The sequence below is a fragment of the Hyphomicrobium sp. genome (assembly GCF_036262015.1).
GTDB lineage: Bacteria > Pseudomonadota > Alphaproteobacteria > Rhizobiales > Hyphomicrobiaceae > Hyphomicrobium_C.
Genome location: NZ_DATAJR010000009.1, coordinates 548,765 through 566,088, shown reverse-complemented (window position 1 = coordinate 566,088; position 17,324 = coordinate 548,765). Strand labels below are relative to the sequence as shown.

14 protein-coding genes are annotated in these 17,324 nt (G+C 62.7%); 6 read left to right on the top strand and 8 right to left on the bottom strand.

Annotated features, from left to right (window positions below; translation table 11 throughout):
- Positions 1 to 472 precede the first annotated feature (472 nt).
- Positions 473 to 838 (top strand): RNA polymerase-binding protein DksA, encoded by a 366-nt coding sequence (gene dksA, locus VHO05_RS18240; RefSeq protein ID WP_329648200.1) that lies wholly within the window; start codon positions 473 to 475, stop codon positions 836 to 838.
- A gap of 17 nt (positions 839 to 855) precedes the next feature.
- Here dksA and VHO05_RS18235 read toward each other — a convergent pair whose 3' ends face one another.
- Positions 856 to 3,519, bottom strand: coding sequence for a DUF3772 domain-containing protein (locus tag VHO05_RS18235; protein WP_329648037.1), 2,664 nt, complete (start codon positions 3,517 to 3,519; stop codon positions 856 to 858).
- 73 nt (positions 3,520 to 3,592) lie between these two features.
- Positions 3,593 to 3,940, bottom strand: coding sequence for a hypothetical protein (locus VHO05_RS18230; protein ID WP_329648036.1), 348 nt, complete (start codon positions 3,938 to 3,940; stop codon positions 3,593 to 3,595).
- 508 nt (positions 3,941 to 4,448) lie between these two features.
- Between VHO05_RS18230 and VHO05_RS18225 the strand changes: the two genes are divergently transcribed.
- Both VHO05_RS18225 and VHO05_RS18220 read left to right on the top strand, forming a co-directional pair.
- Positions 4,449 to 6,974, top strand: a complete 2,526-nt coding sequence (locus VHO05_RS18225) for an ATP-binding protein (protein WP_329648035.1) — start codon at positions 4,449 to 4,451, stop codon at positions 6,972 to 6,974.
- 101 nt (positions 6,975 to 7,075) lie between these two features.
- The gene (locus tag VHO05_RS18220) at positions 7,076 to 7,531 is read left to right on the top strand and encodes a cupin domain-containing protein (protein ID WP_329648034.1); all 456 of its coding nucleotides are present in this window, start codon (positions 7,076 to 7,078) and stop codon (positions 7,529 to 7,531) included.
- Between the two features lie 331 nt (positions 7,532 to 7,862).
- Here the strand turns inward: VHO05_RS18220 and VHO05_RS18215 are convergent, their stop codons facing one another.
- A complete protein-coding gene (locus tag VHO05_RS18215; RefSeq protein ID WP_329648033.1) occupies positions 7,863 to 8,057 on the bottom strand; it encodes a DUF6494 family protein in 195 nt (64 codons plus the stop codon).
- Positions 8,058 to 8,116: 59 nt separating this feature from the next.
- Positions 8,117 to 8,419, bottom strand: a complete 303-nt coding sequence (locus VHO05_RS18210; RefSeq protein ID WP_329648032.1) for a flagellar basal body rod C-terminal domain-containing protein — start codon at positions 8,417 to 8,419, stop codon at positions 8,117 to 8,119.
- A 168-nt stretch (positions 8,420 to 8,587) separates the two neighbouring features.
- Between VHO05_RS18210 and recA the strand changes: the two genes are divergently transcribed.
- Positions 8,588 to 9,751, top strand: coding sequence for a recombinase RecA (recA, locus tag VHO05_RS18205; protein ID WP_329648031.1), 1,164 nt, complete (start codon positions 8,588 to 8,590; stop codon positions 9,749 to 9,751).
- Positions 9,752 to 9,976: 225 nt separating this feature from the next.
- The gene (gene alaS / locus VHO05_RS18200) at positions 9,977 to 12,697 is read left to right on the top strand and encodes an alanine--tRNA ligase (RefSeq protein ID WP_329648030.1); all 2,721 of its coding nucleotides are present in this window, start codon (positions 9,977 to 9,979) and stop codon (positions 12,695 to 12,697) included.
- Positions 12,698 to 12,743: 46 nt separating this feature from the next.
- Here alaS and VHO05_RS18195 read toward each other — a convergent pair whose 3' ends face one another.
- Positions 12,744 to 13,031: a hypothetical protein gene (locus tag VHO05_RS18195; protein WP_329648029.1), complete on the bottom strand. Its 288-nt coding sequence runs from the start codon at positions 13,029 to 13,031 to the stop codon at positions 12,744 to 12,746.
- A 367-nt stretch (positions 13,032 to 13,398) separates the two neighbouring features.
- Here VHO05_RS18195 and VHO05_RS18190 point away from each other — a divergent pair, with 367 nt between their 5' ends.
- The gene (locus tag VHO05_RS18190) at positions 13,399 to 13,968 is read left to right on the top strand and encodes a hypothetical protein (protein ID WP_329648028.1); all 570 of its coding nucleotides are present in this window, start codon (positions 13,399 to 13,401) and stop codon (positions 13,966 to 13,968) included.
- A gap of 463 nt (positions 13,969 to 14,431) precedes the next feature.
- On the opposite strand, the gene VHO05_RS18185 is transcribed toward VHO05_RS18190, so the two are convergent.
- The 3 genes from VHO05_RS18185 to VHO05_RS18175 form a co-directional block, all read right to left on the bottom strand.
- The gene (locus VHO05_RS18185; protein WP_329648027.1) at positions 14,432 to 15,412 is read right to left on the bottom strand and encodes a glycerophosphodiester phosphodiesterase family protein; all 981 of its coding nucleotides are present in this window, start codon (positions 15,410 to 15,412) and stop codon (positions 14,432 to 14,434) included.
- A gap of 104 nt (positions 15,413 to 15,516) precedes the next feature.
- Positions 15,517 to 15,978, bottom strand: a complete 462-nt coding sequence (locus tag VHO05_RS18180; protein WP_329648026.1) for a DUF4241 domain-containing protein — start codon at positions 15,976 to 15,978, stop codon at positions 15,517 to 15,519.
- On the bottom strand, positions 15,978 to 17,198 hold the full coding sequence (locus VHO05_RS18175) for an NADP-dependent isocitrate dehydrogenase (protein ID WP_329648025.1): 1,221 nt from the start codon (positions 17,196 to 17,198) through the stop codon (positions 15,978 to 15,980). Before VHO05_RS18175 ends, VHO05_RS18180 begins: the two co-directional genes overlap by 1 nt.
- Positions 17,199 to 17,324: the final 126 nt, after the last annotated feature.

Genomic DNA, 17,324 nt, shown 5'->3' with positions numbered 1-17,324 from the left:
TATTCCGCAATATCCGTCACTTGGCGCCTTGATTCCCGCACAGCTATTTAGAGTTAAACGGCGGATTTCCTTGACAGAAGCGGCCCCGCCCTCCAATAGAGCGTCGCCAAACGCGTGGGCTGCCGAAGTTCCCGTGGGATGCGTCGGAGCGATGGCGGCACAAGTGCTTGAGGCAGGCCCTTCACTGGAGGCCCATATGAGCAAGCGAGCCACGTCGAAGCCGGCAAAATCCAAGGCCCCGGCGAAGCCCGTTAAGGCTAAGGCGACGGATACCAAGCCAGCTGCGAGGGCAAAGCCCGCACGCGTTGCTGCGAAGCCTGTAGCCAAGGCGCCGCCCAAAGCCACCGAGACCAAACCCAAATCGAGGACTCGTGCCATCGAGAAGGCTCAGGACAAGAAGCTGACGGCGAAAGCCGGAACTTCCACCATCGTTCTTCCGCCCGATTACCGTCCGTCGGAGGACGAGCCGTTCATGAACGAACGGCATCGCATGTACTTCCGCCAGAAGCTGGTGAACTGGCGCGAGGAAATCGTCCGGCAGACGAAGGAAACGCTGGTCGGTTTGCACGAAGACTCCGCCCAGCACGCGGATCTTGCCGACCGGGCCACGTCGGAGACCGATCGAGCGCAGGAGCTCCGTGCACGCGATCGCCAGCGCAAGCTCCTTGCCAAGATCGACGCGGCCCTCGCGCGGATCGAGGATGGCACGTACGGCTATTGCGAGGAGACCGGGGAGCCGATCGGCCTCAAGCGCCTCGACGCACGTCCTATCGCAACGCTCTCCGTCGAGGCGCAGGAGCGTCACGAGCGCCGCGAGCGCGTCTATCGCGAAGACTGACGCGAGAGTACGCGTCTTCAGGCCTTTTTGGGGTCCGGCGTCGCGACGCCGGACTGCCGCATTCGCTCCTCGGCGAGGCGCGTGAGCACCGTACGCACGGTATCGAGGTCCCTCAGATGGACGTCGTGCTGTGCGTTCGGGATTTCGATGCGGGCTTGGCGGAAGGCCTTCAAAATTCGGAAGCGTAGGTCCGATTGCACGGCCCCCGCCTTGGTGACGTCCGGGACAACGGCGGCCAGGGTGAACTCGAGCCCATTCAAACCGAAATTGTCCAATGTAACGCTTGGCGGCGGATGCTGTAGGACGAGCGGGCTCTCCGCGCCAACCTTCTGCAGAATGTCCCGCACCTGCTCGGCATCGGACTGGGTCGCGACGGCGACTTTCACGGAGACCGCCCCGAGCGCATTGCGATGCGTCCAGTTCGTGACCGTCGATGTGATCAGGTCCGAGTTTGGAACGATGAGGCTCGCCTTGTCGGCGGTCTCGATCTCCGTCGAACGCACAGAGATCCGGCGTACGAAGCCTTCCTGCCCTTTGACGGCAACGCGGTCACCGACCTTGATTGGCCTTTCGACCAGCAGGATGAGTCCGGAGACGAAATTATTGATGATCGACTGGAGACCGAAACCGATACCGACGGAAAGGGCGCCGGCCACGATGGCGAAGTTGGTGATGTCGAGGCCGCCGTATGAGATCGCAGCCAGCACCGCAAGGATGAAGCCCGCGTAGCCGACCGCCGTGTGGATCGAGTCTGCAATGCCTTGGTCGATGCGCTGGGATTTCAGAAGTCCTCGATCGAGCCAGCGTTGTACGAGGCGCGTGGCGAAGACGAGCGCAAGGAAGAGAACGGCCGCAAAGAGGATACGCGCGAGCGAGATGCGGAATTCGCCGATTTGGAACCCGAAGACGGCGGCGCGCAGCCAAGCAAGCGCTTCGCTGGCCGAAGCACCCCAGGTGATCAGGATGAGCGGAACGGCAGCGAGTGCGAGGCCGCCGTTGAGAAGCAGGGAAAGCGCCCGCGTGAGCGCGCCGCTCTGCGCCGGATCGAGCCCGGTCTTTTCTTCCAGCACTGTTGCGAACGGCTTGATGCCCGTGCCCGGCGCTCCGAGCATCGCACGGATCGCCAAATGGAACACGAGCAGCACGGCGACGACGCTGCCGGTCACTACGACTTGCTGCGTGATGAAGCGGCCGAGACCGATGTATCCGGACAGCGAAAGCGTGAGGATCGACACCGCGACAAGCAGTAGCGGCAGCTTGATGGCATAGGGACTGAGGGGTGGAACTGGACCCACCGCGCGCGCCGGCGTTTGCGCAGCCTCGGGGGGCGTCTCGGGTGCCGGGGGAGGTGCGGCAACGGGCTTCGACTCAAACGGCGTGCGGACAAGCTGCAGCATCAGCAGGGCGATCGCGATGCAAGCCAGAGCCGTTTCCATCACGCTGATCGAAAACGGCAAATAGAGCCGCGCAATCGCCTCTTGCAGGATGAGGTCGCCTGCGAAAACGGCGGCGATGCCGGTGATGATGCGCGTCAAACGGCGCGCGGCCGCCGTAGAAAGATCGACCAGTCTCCAACTGGGCCGGCCCGGTTGCAGAATGGCGCGTGTAAGCGCCGAAACACCCACAAAGACATAGAGCGCGGGAAACGACTTGTCCGCGATCTGTCCGACTTCGAGCGTGAGGAGGTGGAGGGTATCAAGGCCAATCCAGAGCGCTGCCACAGCGGCAAACGCCGGTAGCGCTTTGAGAGGAGCAACCCAGCCGATGGTTGTGGCCTGAACGAAGAAGCTCGGTGGCTGCTGACGCGGGGCATCGAGGCGATAGGCCAGGAAGCGATTGACGAGCGCGGTCAGGATCAGGAACAGCGCCACGACGCCCGCAAGGAGTCCGGTGAGGTCAGTAGCCTTTCGCGATGCCAGTGCTCCCCAGTCGGAGAGTGTGTACCCGATCTGCCGCCAGGCGCCGGGCACGTCGGTCACGAGCTTTTGCCATGTCGACGGCGCGAGCGGCGAGGGGCTACGCTTCAGGAGCTGCGTTGCGAACAGGTTCTGTCGTGCAACCTGCACGGTATCGCGCAGCTGTCGCGCCCGGACCAGCACAAGCTCTGTATTCTTGATAGCGCCGTCATAGCCTGCAGCCAGCGCGCTCAGACGCGCTCGTTCGGCGGCAACCTGTTCCGTTTCCGGCGGGGCGTCCTTGGCGGGAGCCGGTCCAAGTTTCTCTATTTGCTGGCGCAAGGCCTCCGCCTTCGGCGCGAGCGCAGTGGTAATCAACCGAGCCTTGTCGAAGACCACAAGCACCTCGCCGCGGAGACGTGACAGCTCCTCGACGTTCTCCTTGTTGCGCTCGACGGCCTTCTCGAGGCCATCGATTGTGGTCTTGAGGTCGTCTACGGGGCGCTGGACGTCTGCGATTTCCTGCTGCTCCGCTTGAGAGAGCGGCGGCGGAGGAGGTGGTGGAGGTGGTTCGGCCGGGGGCTGCGCCTCGGCGCCAGCCGGGGGCTGCGCTGTGGCATTGGGAGCTTGAGTCGGCGCGGTCGGCGGCGCAGGTGCCTTCTGCTGGACCGCAGGCGGCGGTTGGGCAAGGGCAGAGGAAGCGGTGAACGCTGCCGCTCCGGACCCAACCACCAGGGCCTGAAGAAGAACCGCTGAGAAGCGCGATAAAGTGCGTTCGAAAAACATCAATCGTCCTCGTCAGTGACGGAGTGCGTTGCGCGGCTATGCAGACGCACGGTGCGGCCCGCTTGCCCGCGCCTCAAGTCCGCAGCGAAGCGCGCGGGGAAACGGCGTTTCCTGGAAGGGCTTCGGGTTTGGTCTGGGGTGCCGCCGGACCGATACCGGTCTCGACAATGATGTCGACTGGGCCGCCAGTCATGATCAGATGCTCGACATCGTCGCGGCGGATGAGAATGAGGCGGCGGCGGTTGTCGAGATTGAATTGTTCAACGACCGAGAGGCGCCGGTCCGGCTTTGGCCCGAACAGCGAGCTGACAGCCTGCATGGGGCCGCCGCCACCTAGATAGGTGCGCACGGCGAAAGCACCGCCGATCATCGCGACGGCCAAAAACAGCACGATCGCGAGATAGTAGAGCATGTCCCACATAGTGCTGCTCGCCGGGCTTCCCCGTGCGTCCTCTCAAGTGGCTTCGGACCAGCGCCAAGGTCTTACGGCACGAAGCCTGGCCCATTCCAACCGGTGTTACCGGAAATGCGATTCTCCGGCACGAGCTTGATCAATCCGACGACACTTGTGGAATAAAGTCTGGCGTCATTTTTCACACCGCGTCGTCAGTCGACAGCACAGAATCTTGAAGCCGCATGACAAATCGCGAGTGCGCTGCGCTGCCGGTGTCGCCTGCCCGTATAGCGCGGAATTTATGGCATTTTAACCCCGATGATCGAACTGTGGATGGCGGCCGCACAAGACGGCTGGGAGCTCACAAACGCACCCAGAACGGTCACCGGCCCGCATGTTCCCGGAAAATTACGTCGGGTTCCGGCGAGCATGAACAGCACCACACGACACGGAAGTAGCGTAGCGTATGAGTATCAAAGTCCCGAGGCAGCCTTCTGAGGCGTTTGCGGCTGAGAATCAGATAGCTTTCGCCTTTATGAGCGATAGCGAGGTCCGCCAACCCAAATCCGCGGCGGCCGCCCAAGCCATGGCTGGCGGCATTCACGAGCCCGGGTTCCTTCCGATCATTGCCGCGTCCTTGGCCGCCGGCGCGCTCGTGCTTGCCCTTGTTGCTTCGCCCGCCGGTGAGCCCCTGCTGCTCACGCTCCTCGCGGTCCTGGCGATGCTCGGGCTCTTCGCGATCTTCGGTTTCGTCGCCGGTCACATTCGCATCGGCGAGCGCGTGCGCGATGACGATCTGATCCGCGCCTTCGCAAACAATCTCGACGACGGCCTCCTGGTGACACGCCGCGATGGCCGTCCGCTCTACGCCAACGCGACGCTCGCTGGAATGGTCGGTCTCACGGAGGCCGGCGAGGTCAACGCCCTCGAAAGTCTGTTCGCAGGGGACCCGCGCGCAGCTGCGGCCTACTTCCGCCTCGAACGTGCCGCGTCTCGGCGCGAACCCTGGCGTGAGGAAATCGAGGTCGCGTCCCATGGGCGCCCATCCCGCCTGTTCCGTGTCGCGCAGAGGCCGTGTTCGGTTCCTGGCCATGACCGCGAGCTTGGACCGATGTCGCTTTGGACCGTGACCGACATCACGGCAGAGCGCGCACACCAGATCAGCGCCGTAGCCACCCTGGAGTCCACCCTCGAGCGGTTGGACAGTGTTCCGGCGGGTCTGATGGAGGTCGATCAGCGCGGCGTGATCCGCCGCCTCAATGCGACGCTGCTGCGCTGGCTCGGCCTTGAGCCGCAGTCCCTCGCGGAGCGCCAGTTGCAACTCAAAGACCTCGTCGCTCCGGAAGGCGCGGAGTTGATCGCCAACGCCGCCGCGGCTTTCTACACGACCGGCGAGAGCGTCGACCTTGAGGTCGCGGTCGATAAGACAACGAAGATCCCGTTGCGCTTCTTCGCGCGCCGCGACAACCAAGGCGGCCTCCTGATCGCGGCTTTCCGCCGTGAAGCCTCCGCCACAGAGAGTGAGGCTGGCGCCGCCGAGATCCGCTTCGCCCGCTTTTTCCAGTCCTCGCCGTTCGGCATTGCCACCTTGGGTACAGATGGCCGTCTGATGAGCACGAACGCCGCGTTCGCGCGCATGATCCCTGACGGATCGTCCTCGACCGGCTCCGCTGCGGCCGACGTTCTGTGCCGTTTCTCGGACGCCGACACGCGCGCTGCCGTCGATGCCGCCATTCGTCAGGCTTTGGCTGGCACGCTGACGCCAACGCCAATCGAGATTACTGTCGGTCCGAAGAACGAGTTCTCGCGCCGCCTCTATCTGGCGCCGCTCACTCAGGCCAAGGATGCCCGCGAAGCTGCGATCCTGTACCTGATCGACGCGACCGAGCAGAAAGCGCTCGAAGCCAAGTTTGCGCAGTCGTCGAAGATGGAAGCAGTCGGCAAGCTCGCCGGTGGCATCGCACACGACTTCAACAACGTCCTGACGGCAATCATCGGCTTCTCGGATCTCCTTCTCCAGACGCACCGTCCGACCGACCCTGCACACAAGGACATCATGAACATCCGCTCGAGCGCGACGCGCGCGGCGGGGTTGGTGGCCAAGCTGCTTGCATTCTCACGCCGTCAGACGCTGCAGGCCGAGCCGCTGCATTTGAGCGAGGAGTTGGCGGAGTGGGCGGCCGTCGTGAAGCGCTCGCTCGGCGAGAAGATCGAGTTGCGAATTCCTCCGGCCCGCGACCTCTGGTTCGTGAAGACCGACCGCACTCAGCTCGAGCACGTCGTTCTGAACCTCGCCAACAACGCCCGCGATGCCATGCCCAACGGCGGCACGCTTTCCATCACGACCCGCAACGTGACGGAGCGTGAGAGCCAGCGCCTCAATCATCACGGGATGTCGGTGGGCGAGTACGTACTCATCGAGGTGACCGACACCGGTTCCGGCATGCCGCCGGACGTGATGAGCAAGATCTTCGAGCCGTTCTTCACGACGAAGGGCGTAGGCAAGGGCACCGGGCTTGGCCTGTCGACCGTCTACGGTATCGTCAAGCAGTCCGGCGGCTTCATCTATCCGGAAAGCACACTCGGTCGCGGCACCACGTTCCGGCTCTACTTCCCGCGTTATCTCCCGGCGAACGAGGATGCGCCTGTTGCCCAGAAGGCGGTAAAGAAGGAACGTCCCCAGGATCTGACCGGCAGCGGTCGCGTGCTACTCGTCGAGGACGAGGACGTCGTGCGCTCCTTCGCTGTCCGCGCTCTGAAGCGTCAGGGTTACGAAGTGCTCGAAGCCTCGACAGGTGTCGAAGCGCTCGAGGTCATGGAAGCGAACGAAGGCAAGGTCGATATCGTCGTTTCCGACGTTGTGATGCCGGAAATGGACGGCCCCACGCTTCTGAAAGAGCTGCGCAAGACGAAGCCGGATTTGAAGATCATCTTCGTCTCGGGCTACCCGCACGAAGCCTTTGAAACGAGCCTCGACAAGAACGAGCAGTTCGCCTTCCTGCCGAAGCCGTTCTCGCTTCCACAGCTCGCTGCCAAGGTGAAGGAGCAGCTGGGGCGGTGATGGACGACCGGCCCCGCTAGTCTGCCACCAGATTTTTCGCCGCCGCCACCGCACCGATGCGCTACGCTCTGGGCCAACGCGGTTGCATGGAGCCTCACAACATGAGCGATCCTGAAACCCCCACATGCCGGGTCATACGTGCCACTGACACCTATGACGGGAAGCAAGGTCTGACGTACTTCTGCGGTATCGCCGCCGAGACGGTCGGCTCGAAGGGCATCTGCATGCACTTGCTCACCATTCCGCCGGGAGCAAGAGCGAAGGCGCATCTGCACGAGAACCACGAGACCGCCATCTACATTCTCGACGGCGAGACGCTGACGCTGTTTGGCGATCGGCTGCAGCACCAGATGATCAACAAAGCAGGCGAGCTCGTCTATATCCCAGCCGGAGTGCCTCATCTCCCGATCAACTTGAGCAGCAAGCCCGCGTCTGCCGTCATCGCGCGCACCGATCCCAACGAGCAGGAGAGCGTCGTTCTCTTGCCGGAGTTGGAGGCGCTGGCGGAGGAGATACTCGCGCGCTTGAAAGCCGCAGGGCCCTCCGCGTCAAGCTAAGGAACGACCTACAAGTCAGGCTACGCATCGATCAGTTGGCAGGCAGTCAAGCGGAGCGCGCGGCGGTTTCGCTTGCGGTGTTGCACTGTTGTAACCTTTTGCCTGTAGACCACAAAAAAACCCAAAGACTCAGGAACCTGGGCGCTTGTGCGGGATTTCAGCCTCAATTCGCCTGCTGCTCGGAGCCGCAAATGGAATACTACCTGACCACAGCGCTCGTTGCCGTCTGGTGCATCGGCGCGCCCACATTGTTTCTGTGCTTTCTCGCCGGAGACAAAACTGTCTAAGCTGAACGAGGGATCTTTAGCGCGTATCCGGCGGCTTGAGAGGGTCAGCTCAAATCGATTTTGCCGTCGACCACGTGGTGAAGGTCCGTTCCCTCCGCCGTCAGCACCATCTTGACCTTAAGTTGCCCCTTGCCTGCGAGGTCTCGCTCGCGCACGAGTCGCTCGACCTCCTGCTGAGAGGAAATGCCGACCTCCTTCAGGAAGCGGCGGAGAGAAAGATTGAAATGTTCGTTTTCCATGGCGGTCATCTCCAGCCCGAGGAGCACCGGCGCATGCTGAAGAGTGTTGCGAGCCCGGGTTAGCGCTTCTCGGGGTTGATCACGTCGAGAAGACTGTCGAGCATCTCGCTCGCCGTGGCAATGACGGCGGCGTTCATTCGGTAGGCCAGTTCGACCTCCTTCAGCGAGACCATAGTCTCGACCTCGTCGCCGATGGGCAGCGCGCCGACGCGGACCGGGGAGATGCCGCCGGCACTCGCTGTATTCCTGCCATTCCCGACCGTCTGCGTTGCACCCATGGACGCAACCGAGGCCGCAATCTCTTCCGCCCGCCGGCTTTGCACCTGCAGCGCATTCGAAGCGATTGTGAGAGCGGGAAACATGGGCGCGGGAACGACCTTGACCGAATGATCGATCCCTACAGTCGCCGAGCCGGAGCTAAAGCCGCGTTAAGAACTCCGCGCACTGTGTAGACAGATGAGAACAAAACAAGTACAACTTATCCACGCGTCGAGTCGCCCATCAATTGTTAACATGCCATAAGGTGCCACATGACAAAGCCGGAGCTGCGGGTCGTCGAAGGGGGAAGTATGGACAAGAACAAGGCGCAGGCACTCGCGCAAGCGTTGGAGATGATCGACCGGAATTTCGGTAAGGGGTCGATCATGCGCCTCGGCGCCAACGAGCGCTCGATGGACATCGAGGCCGTTTCGACGGGTTCGCTGGGGCTCGACATCGCGCTGGGGATTGGTGGCCTTCCGAAAGGCCGCGTCATTGAGATTTACGGACCTGAGTCTTCCGGCAAGACGACGCTGACGCTGCAGGTCATCGCCGAAGCCCAGAAGAAGGGCGGCATTTGCGCCTTCGTCGACGCGGAGCATGCGCTCGACCCGACCTACGCCAAAAAGCTCGGCGTGAAAATTGAAGACCTGCTGGTGTCTCAGCCCGACGCGGGCGAACAGGCGCTTGAGATCACGAATACCCTAGTGAGTTCGGGCGCGATTGATGTCGTCGTCGTCGACAGTGTCGCCGCGCTGACGCCTAAAGCCGAGCTTGAAGGCGAAATGGGCGAAGTGACGATGGGTGCTCAGGCGCGTCTCATGAGCCAGGCGCTGCGCAAGCTCACCGCTTCGATATCCAGATCGAAGTGCATGGTGATCTTCATCAACCAGATCCGCATGAAGATTGGCGTCATGTTCGGCAATCCCGAGACGACGACGGGCGGCAACGCGCTGAAGTTCTATTCGTCCGTGCGCCTCGATATCCGCCGCATCGGCCAGATCAAGGAGCGCGAGGAGACCGTCGGCAACCAGACCCGCGTCAAGGTCGTGAAGAACAAGGTCGCACCGCCCTTTAAGCAGGTCGAGTTCGACATCATGTACGGCGAAGGCATCTCCAAGACAGGTGAGCTGATCGATCTCGGCGTCAAGGCCGGGATCGTGGAGAAGTCCGGCGCCTGGCTGTCGTATGAGGGCGAGCGCATCGGTCAGGGCCGCGAGAACGCCAAGCTGTTCCTCAAAGAAAACCCGAAAATCGCCAATCAGATCGAGAAGGCGATCCGCGCCAGCGCCGGCCTGATCGTCGACAAGATGCTGGCCGAGCCTGAATCCGAAGCCTCGGGGGACGGCGAGCAGCCCGACGAGGACGGCGTACTGCCGGATGTCGAAGCCTCCTCGGCCAAGAAGGGGGCGGGGCGGGGCGCTGGAAAGCGCTGAGCGCAAAGGGCGGCGCCTTCTATTCGGAGGCGCAAGGAGCCAAATAGCGGCGCAGGCCTGGGGAGACCCCGGGGCTGCGCCGATAGCGTTTCTGGACAACCCCCTAGGCAGCCCGCTAAAAGCGGCGCAGCCCTGAGAGGCTTCAATAATCCGTCATTCCGGCTGCTTGAGCGCCTTCGGCGCCGCCGGAAACGGACCCAGCGGATCAAGACTTCGGGACCACATATGACTGGCGTCAACGAGATCAGACGGGCGTTCCTCGATTACTTCAAGGCGGAGGGTCACGAAGCCGTGCCGTCGTCGCCGCTTGTCCCGCGCAACGACCCGTCGCTGATGTTCACGAACGCCGGCATGGTGCAGTTCAAGAACGTCTTCACCGGGCAGGAGACGCGCCCCTACGTTCGCGCTGCGTCCTCGCAGAAGTGCGTCCGCGCCGGTGGCAAGCACAACGACCTCGACAACGTCGGCTACACGGCCCGCCACCACACGTTCTTCGAGATGCTCGGCAACTTCTCGTTCGGCGACTATTTCAAGGACGCCGCGATCGAGTTCGCCTGGCGCCTGATCACGAAAGAATTCGGCATCGATAAGAAGCGCCTCTCAGTCACCGTCTACCACGAGGACGATGAGGCCTACGCCATCTGGAAGAAGCTCACGGGCTTCGGCGACGACCGCATCATCCGCATCGCCACCAAGGACAACTTCTGGCAGATGGGCGACACCGGCCCCTGCGGTCCCTGCACCGAAATCTTCTACGATCACGGCGACAAGATTCCGGGCGGCCCTCCGGGCTCGCCGGATGCCGACGGCGACCGCTTCATCGAGATCTGGAATCTCGTCTTCATGCAGTTCGAGCAGCTCCCCTCTGGCGAGCGCATCAACCTGCCGAAGGCGTCGGTCGACACCGGCATGGGCCTCGAGCGTATCGCTGCCGTGCTCCAGGGCACGCATGACAATTACGAGATCGATCTCTTCAAGAACCTGATCGCTGCGATCCGCGAGGAAAGCCGCAAACTCGGCGCCTCCGACAATCCCGACGGCGTGGACGTGAAGCCCGCCCGACGCGTTATCGCCGATCACTTGCGCGCGACCAGCTTCTTGATTGCCGACGGCGTGCTGCCGTCGAACGAGGGGCGTGGCTACGTGCTCCGCCGCATCATGCGCCGCGCCATGCGCTACGCTCACCAGATCGGTTGCGCCGATCCGCTCATGTACCGCCTCGTGCCCGCGCTCGTGCGCGAGATGGGCGCCGCCTATCCCGAGCTCGGCCGCGCCGAAGCTCTCATCACTGAGACGCTGAAGCTCGAAGAGACGAAGTTCAAGAAGACGCTCGGCAACGGCTTGAAGCTTCTTGGCGAAGCCTCCGCTGGTCTCGGCAAGGGAGCCACTTTCCCGGGCGACGTCGCCTTCAAGCTCTACGACACCTACGGCTTCCCGCTCGACCTCACGGAAGACGCGCTCCGCGCCCGCGACATCGTCGTCGACACGAAAACCTTCGACGCCGCCATGGCAAAGCAGAAGGATGAAGCGCGCCGCGCCTGGAAGGGCTCGGGCGAAGCCGCCACCGAAGAGATCTGGTTCGAGATCAAGGAAGAGACCGGCGCCACCGAGTTCCTCGGTTACGACACGGAGAAAGCCGAAGGCGAGATCCGCGCGCTCGTGCAGGGCGGCAAGCCCGTGAAGTCGCTCAAGGCGGGCGACGAAGGCGTGCTCATTCTCAATCAAACGCCGTTCTATGGCGAGAGCGGCGGCCAGGTCGGCGACGAGGGCGTCATCAAGGGTGCGAAGGGTGCGCTCTTCCGCGTCACCGATACGCAGAAGAAGCTTGGCGACCTGTTTGTACACATCGGCAAGGTCGAGACGGGGAGTTTCAAGGCTGGCGAGGCGGTCGAGCTTGAGGTCGACCATGCGCGTCGCACCGCGACGCGCGCCAATCACTCGGCAACGCACTTGCTGCATGAGGCACTGCGTCAGGTCCTTGGCACGCACGTCGCCCAGAAGGGCTCGCTCGTTTCGCCCGAGCGCCTGCGCTTCGACTTCGTGCACCAGAAACCCATGAGCGGCGACGAGATCGCCGCCGTCGAAAAGCTCGCCAACGAGATCGTGCTGCAGAACAGCCCGGTCGAAACGCGCCTGATGGCGCTCGAAGACGCGAAAGCGTCCGGTGCCATGGCGCTGTTCGGCGAGAAGTACGGCGACGAGGTTCGCGTCGTTTCGATGGGTGGTCTTGCCGAAGGCGAGCAAGCGAAGCTCAAACCGGGATCGAACAAGGCGTGGTCGGTCGAGCTGTGCGGCGGCACGCATGCGCGCCGCACGGGCGATATCGGCCTCGTGAAGGTGATTGCGGAAAGCGCGAGTTCGGCTGGTGTCCGCCGCATCGAGGCGCTGACGGGCGATGGCGCACGCGCCTATCTGGCCGACGCCGACGCGCGCCTCAAGGAAGCTGCTGCCGTTCTGAAGACGCGCCCCGAGGATCTGGTCGAGCGCCTGAAGACGCTGGTCGAAGAGCGCAAGACGCTCGAGCGCCAGTTGGCCGACGCCAAGAAACAGATCGCGCTGAGTGGCGGAACAACCGTTGGCAATGGCGCTCCAGCAGCCGATCTCGTGCGCACGATCGGCAGCGTCAAGCTGCTCGCCCGGTCCGTTCAAGGCCTCAACCCGAAAGATCTCCGCGGTCTCGTCGATGACGGCAAGAAGCAGGTCGGCTCCGGCGTCGTCGCCATCGTGGGTGTCACCGAGGATGGAAAAGCGGGCCTTGCGGTCGGCGTGACGGATGATCTCATCAAGACCTGGAGCGCCGTGGAGCTCGTCAAGGCGGGCGCCGAAGCGCTTGGCGGCAAGGGCGGCGGCGGCCGTCCCGACATGGCTCAGGCCGGTGGGCCCGATGGCGCCAAGGCCGGCGATGCGCTTGCCGCAATCGAAGCCCGTCTTGGCGCCGGCGCTTAGTCGGGAGTAAGCAGCAGCACCCTGCTGCTTACTGTCTTACAGAGGCTCACGCCGTCGCCAGCGCACCCGCGCTGCCGGCGGCACGTGGTTCGCTGCCGATCACGACCGCCGGATCGATTGCCACCGCCAGCTTAAGCAGTCCCCACGAGACGCCCCGCCGCGAGTGTTTCCAGAAAAGGGCGATCAGCGGCTTCGACAGCACGTCCCAGATCATCAGCGTCGCCGCCGTCGTGCCGATCTCGCGCCATGTCAGATCCGGCATGGCGAGCACCAGATCGAGCAGCGTCGGATCGAGAATGAGATCGAACAGCAAATCCTGTGTTGATGACGCCATGGCAGCCCTCCCTGTGTCCCGTCGGAGAGGAGCTTCGGATCATGCTTAAGATGGCCAAGCGCGAAGCTGAAAAGAGTGAGCGCTCCGAACGGCTTGAATGGTGGAGTGCCGAATTCGGCTCATGCAGCGCAGGGTCAGCTCGAATGCATCGCAATCAAACGAATTTACCCGCAAAAAGTGCGTAAAATAATAAATGATAACAGGGTATTATAAAAGTTATTTAGAGTAGAATACAAAGAATAAATCGCATGCGGAACCGCTCGCTTGCGACGTATCGGATGAAATGCAATAGAAAGAACGCGACGCATGCGGATGGCACGCCTGCGAATGCGAAGCCATTCAATTTCATTCGTATGGGGTAGCGGTAATGGCTGCCGATGGCACCTCCGGCGGGCCTTTCAACGACAAGGTCACGCAAATTTTCGCGGCTTTTGCCCGCGAGGTCTTCAACCCGATGGTGGCAATGACCGGCGTGCCAGCTTCCGAGCGCCGCCGCCTCCTTGAGGAGATCCGCAATCGGCTGGACGTCGTCGAGCAGGTGATCGCGACGTCGGAGGCCGGCGCGTATCCTCCTGCGCAAACGGGAGCAGCTGCCCAATCGCCGATGGCTCCTGAGCACGACGCACAAGACACGGACGCGTCTGCGCTGGACGAAATCGGCCGCAACCAGAAAAGCCGCGTGCGCGAGCTGGTCCTCTTGGAAACGCTGGCCCGAGAGGCGAAGGCATATTCGCTCCAGCAACTCATGGGGGCGTTGGGCCAGCGCGGATTCGGCGACGAAACGCCCTCAGCTGTCGTCTCGCAGCTTCATCGCCTGAAGAAGCTCGAGCTGATCCGCCAGCCCCTCGGCAGCGCCGGTATGTACGAAATTACGAACGCCGGCCTGGGTCACGCCCGCAACCTGCGCTCAAGTTTCGGCGCCTATCTACCCCTCTAAAGTACAGGTGCGGCTGGGAACCGTCTTCCAGTGCATGTCGGATATGCAACTTTTTTGCATAGAGGAAAGGTTGGGGATATCCAAAGCCTTACGCAACCCCACTCCGTGGTTTGGGAACCAACGCGACAAGCGTCCCATTGACGGAAGGTCGGCTGATCTCTAGATCGCCGCCGTCCCCCCATCGTACGAGGGCATAGGTAGTTTTCCGATGTCCTCAGGTGCCTCTCGACTCTGCTAAAATTGGCACCTGTTGGGGGAAGTCAGAAAAACAACTGAAAGAACCATGCAAACAAACGTGGGCGCGATTACGCGCCTTGAACGCTTAGCCGGAGCTATCCGGTGCAGCATTCTCCGATTGATCTACGGCAAGGGCTGGGCCTGCGCCGACTATCAACGCCGCCACGCTCGTCTCGCAGGACCGCGTCCCGGCGCCCGTCTTCATTAACGCAACCACACGGGCGGATCAGTCCCGCCCCGCGACGAGCGGCGCGATCGCGTGAATGCGATTGGTCCAGATACCGCCGTCATAGCCCCCGGGCAGCAATCCGACATCCGTCGCCGTATCGATGCCGGTCGTGAATTCGCCGCCTGTGTACGGCCCGATCAAGAACACATCCGTTCCGGCCGCGCGCATGCGGGACAGGAACCGATTGGGCCAACCCCACAGAATGCCCGCGTAGTTCGCTGGCACGAGCAGCATCGTGCCGCGGCAATCGGCAGGCACGTAGCTGCTCCAGCCTAAGCCAATGTAGCGCGTGAGGCAGCGCAGGAATGTTCCGCGTCCCATCATACGCACTTCAGGTAGCGTTTCGCGGAGCGCAGCAAGCGGCGTGTCATCGCCATAGACCATGAGACGTGCGCGATCGCCCTCCGGCAACTCGGAAAGACGCGCCGCGAGCTTCTTGCCTTCCTCCGCGTCGCGGCTCTTCACGTGCACGAGAAAGCGTTTGTCCGGGAACGCCGTCAGCACCTCGTCGAGCGACGGCATCAGGCCGACGCCCGTTCCGCGGAACGGATACGTTTTCCCGCCATCCGCCGTGTACCCGTAGCCGATATCCAATGCCTTGAGCTCCGCGAGCGACTTCTCGCGCGTCACGCCCTTGCCGTTCGTGCGGCAATCGATGGTCCAATCGTGAAAGACGGCGAACTTGCCGTCGGTGGTCGGATGCACGTCGAATTCGACGATGTCGGCACCAGCCGCGAAGGCGGCATGCATAGAGGCAATGGTGTTTTCGAGATAGGGATGCTCGGGCGGGCGCATGCGCGACGCCGTGCAGGTGTCGTTCTCGACACCCTCGGAGGGGAACGTCTGTGCCAGCCCGCGATGCGCGAGCAGCGTTGGCTTCCCGGTCATGGCCGGGCCGAGCAGGCTGGTGTTCGCGAGATAGAGCCCAATGGAAATCGCGAGTGCGACAACGGCCGCGCGCAGCAGAAATCGTTTCATGGCACCTCACGCAATTGAGCGTGGGGTCCTCGCAAGCGAGCAGGGCCTTTGTGGGGCGGGAGTGAGACGTGCGTGTGCTGATTGACGTCGGCGGCTGGGTCTCGTCACCACTTCGCCGTGGCCCAGTCGATGGTCTGGAAGTCCGTCACCAGCGCCGCCACGTTGCCCTTGGCGTCATAGCCGAACCAGGACGCGTAAAATCCGTCGCCCCAGCCGCTGTGGAACATGATCGCGTTGGCCTCGCCGAGCGGCAGATCCAGCAGGAAGGAATAGGGGGCAATCGCTTTCGGACCGTTGACCTCGCCGTCCGTCTGCCAAGACTCCCACGCGTCCGGATCGGCCTTCAAGAGATCCGCGGCCGCGCGCCCGGCCACGGGATCGAAGAACGAGCCCGTGCCGGCATCGACGCCGTATCCGAAGATCTCGTCCTTCTTCGGCGAGCCGGGTACAAACGCCTTGTCGAACGCCGCCGCATAGGGCGGCGCCTCGCCCGGCGCGGCGATCGCGCGCGCTGGAGAAAGAAGCCCTAGGGCCGCAGCGAAGGCAGAAATCGCTTTCCGCAGCACTAGGCTGCCTTCGACATCGCAGCCTTGAGGTTAGCGTCGATCTTGTCGAGGAAGCCGGTCGTCGACAGCCACTTCTGATCAGGCCCAACGAGCAGCGCCAGATCCTTCGTCATGAAGCCCGCTTCCACCGTGTCGACGCAGACCTTCTCGAGCGTCGCGGCAAACTTCGCCAGTTCCGCATTGTTGTCGAGCTTCGCGCGATGCGCGAGGCCGCGAGTCCAGGCGAAGATGGACGCGATCGAGTTGGTCGAGGTGTCCTTGCCTTTTTCGTGCTCGCGGTAGTGACGCGTCACAGTGCCGTGCGCCGCTTCGGCTTCGACCGTCTTGCCGTCGGGTGTCATGAGCACGCTCGTCATGAGACCGAGCGAGCCGAAGCCCTGTGCCACCGTGTCGGACTGCACGTCGCCGTCGTAGTTCTTGCACGCCCACACATAGCCGCCCGACCACTTGAGGGCCGACGCCACCATGTCGTCGATCAGGCGGTGCTCGTAGACGATCTTGCGCTTGGCGAACTCGTCCTTGAACTCGGCGTCGAACACCTCCTGGAACAGGTCCTTGAAGCGTCCGTCGTACGCCTTGAGGATCGTATTCTTGGTCGAGAGATAGACCGGGTAGTTGCGGTTCAAGCCGTAGTTGAACGAGGCGCGTGCGAACTCGCGAATGCTTTCGTCGAGATTGTACATGGCGAGCGCCACGCCAGCGCCCGGCGCTTTGAAAACTTCCTTCTCGATGACGTTGCCGTCTTCGCCCTCGAATTTGATCGTAAGCTTGCCCTTGCCGGGGAACTTGAAGTCGGTGGCCTTGTACTGGTCGCCGAAGGCATGGCGGCCGATGACGATCGGTTGCGTCCAGCCCGGAACGAGGCGCGGCACGTTTTTGGCGATGATGGGCTCGCGGAAAATGACGCCGCCAAGGATGTTGCGGATGGTGCCGTTCGGGCTCTTCCACATGTCCTTGAGATTGAATTCTTTGACGCGCGCTTCGTCGGGGGTGATCGTCGCGCACTTGACGCCGACGCCGTGCTTCTTGATGGCATTGGCCGCGTCGACAGTGATCTGGTCCGAGGTCTTGTCCCGGCTCTCGATGCCCAGATCGTAGTACTCGAGGTTAACGTCGAGGTGCGGGTGAACCAGCTTGTCCTTGATGAGCTTCCAGATGATGCGTGTCATCTCATCACCGTCGAGTTCGACGACAGTGCCGGTCACCTTGATCTTTTGCATGGGAAAGCCTTCAGGATGGGAGGGTCGATTGGGCCCGACCTTAACCGCCGGGGTGCGCCGCAACAAGGAGGCGCGACATCCGTCCCCCAGCCTCTGACGGACTTCCTCCAACTTGGACGGGACATT

Bases quoted from the DNA above. Each gene is read 5' to 3' on its own strand.
- VHO05_RS18185 (WP_329648027.1), bottom strand. From the start codon at position 15,412: ATGAAACGATTTCTGCTGCGCGCGGCCGTTGTCGCACTCGCGATTTCC.
- VHO05_RS18195 (WP_329648029.1), bottom strand. From the start codon at position 13,031: ATGGCGTCATCAACACAGGATTTGCTGTTCGATCTCATTCTCGATCCG.
- VHO05_RS18215 (WP_329648033.1), bottom strand. From the start codon at position 8,057: ATGGAAAACGAACATTTCAATCTTTCTCTCCGCCGCTTCCTGAAGGAG.
- dksA (WP_329648200.1), top strand. From the start codon at position 473: ATGAACGAACGGCATCGCATGTACTTCCGCCAGAAGCTGGTGAACTGG.
- VHO05_RS18175 (WP_329648025.1), bottom strand. From the start codon at position 17,198: ATGCAAAAGATCAAGGTGACCGGCACTGTCGTCGAACTCGACGGTGAT.
- VHO05_RS18220 (WP_329648034.1), top strand. From the start codon at position 7,076: ATGAGCGATCCTGAAACCCCCACATGCCGGGTCATACGTGCCACTGAC.
- recA (WP_329648031.1), top strand. From the start codon at position 8,588: ATGACAAAGCCGGAGCTGCGGGTCGTCGAAGGGGGAAGTATGGACAAG.
- VHO05_RS18235 (WP_329648037.1), bottom strand. From the start codon at position 3,519: ATGTTTTTCGAACGCACTTTATCGCGCTTCTCAGCGGTTCTTCTTCAG.
- VHO05_RS18210 (WP_329648032.1), bottom strand. From the start codon at position 8,419: ATGTTTCCCGCTCTCACAATCGCTTCGAATGCGCTGCAGGTGCAAAGC.
- alaS (WP_329648030.1), top strand. From the start codon at position 9,977: ATGACTGGCGTCAACGAGATCAGACGGGCGTTCCTCGATTACTTCAAG.
- VHO05_RS18190 (WP_329648028.1), top strand. From the start codon at position 13,399: ATGGCTGCCGATGGCACCTCCGGCGGGCCTTTCAACGACAAGGTCACG.
- VHO05_RS18225 (WP_329648035.1), top strand. From the start codon at position 4,449: ATGAGCGATAGCGAGGTCCGCCAACCCAAATCCGCGGCGGCCGCCCAA.
- VHO05_RS18230 (WP_329648036.1), bottom strand. From the start codon at position 3,940: ATGTGGGACATGCTCTACTATCTCGCGATCGTGCTGTTTTTGGCCGTC.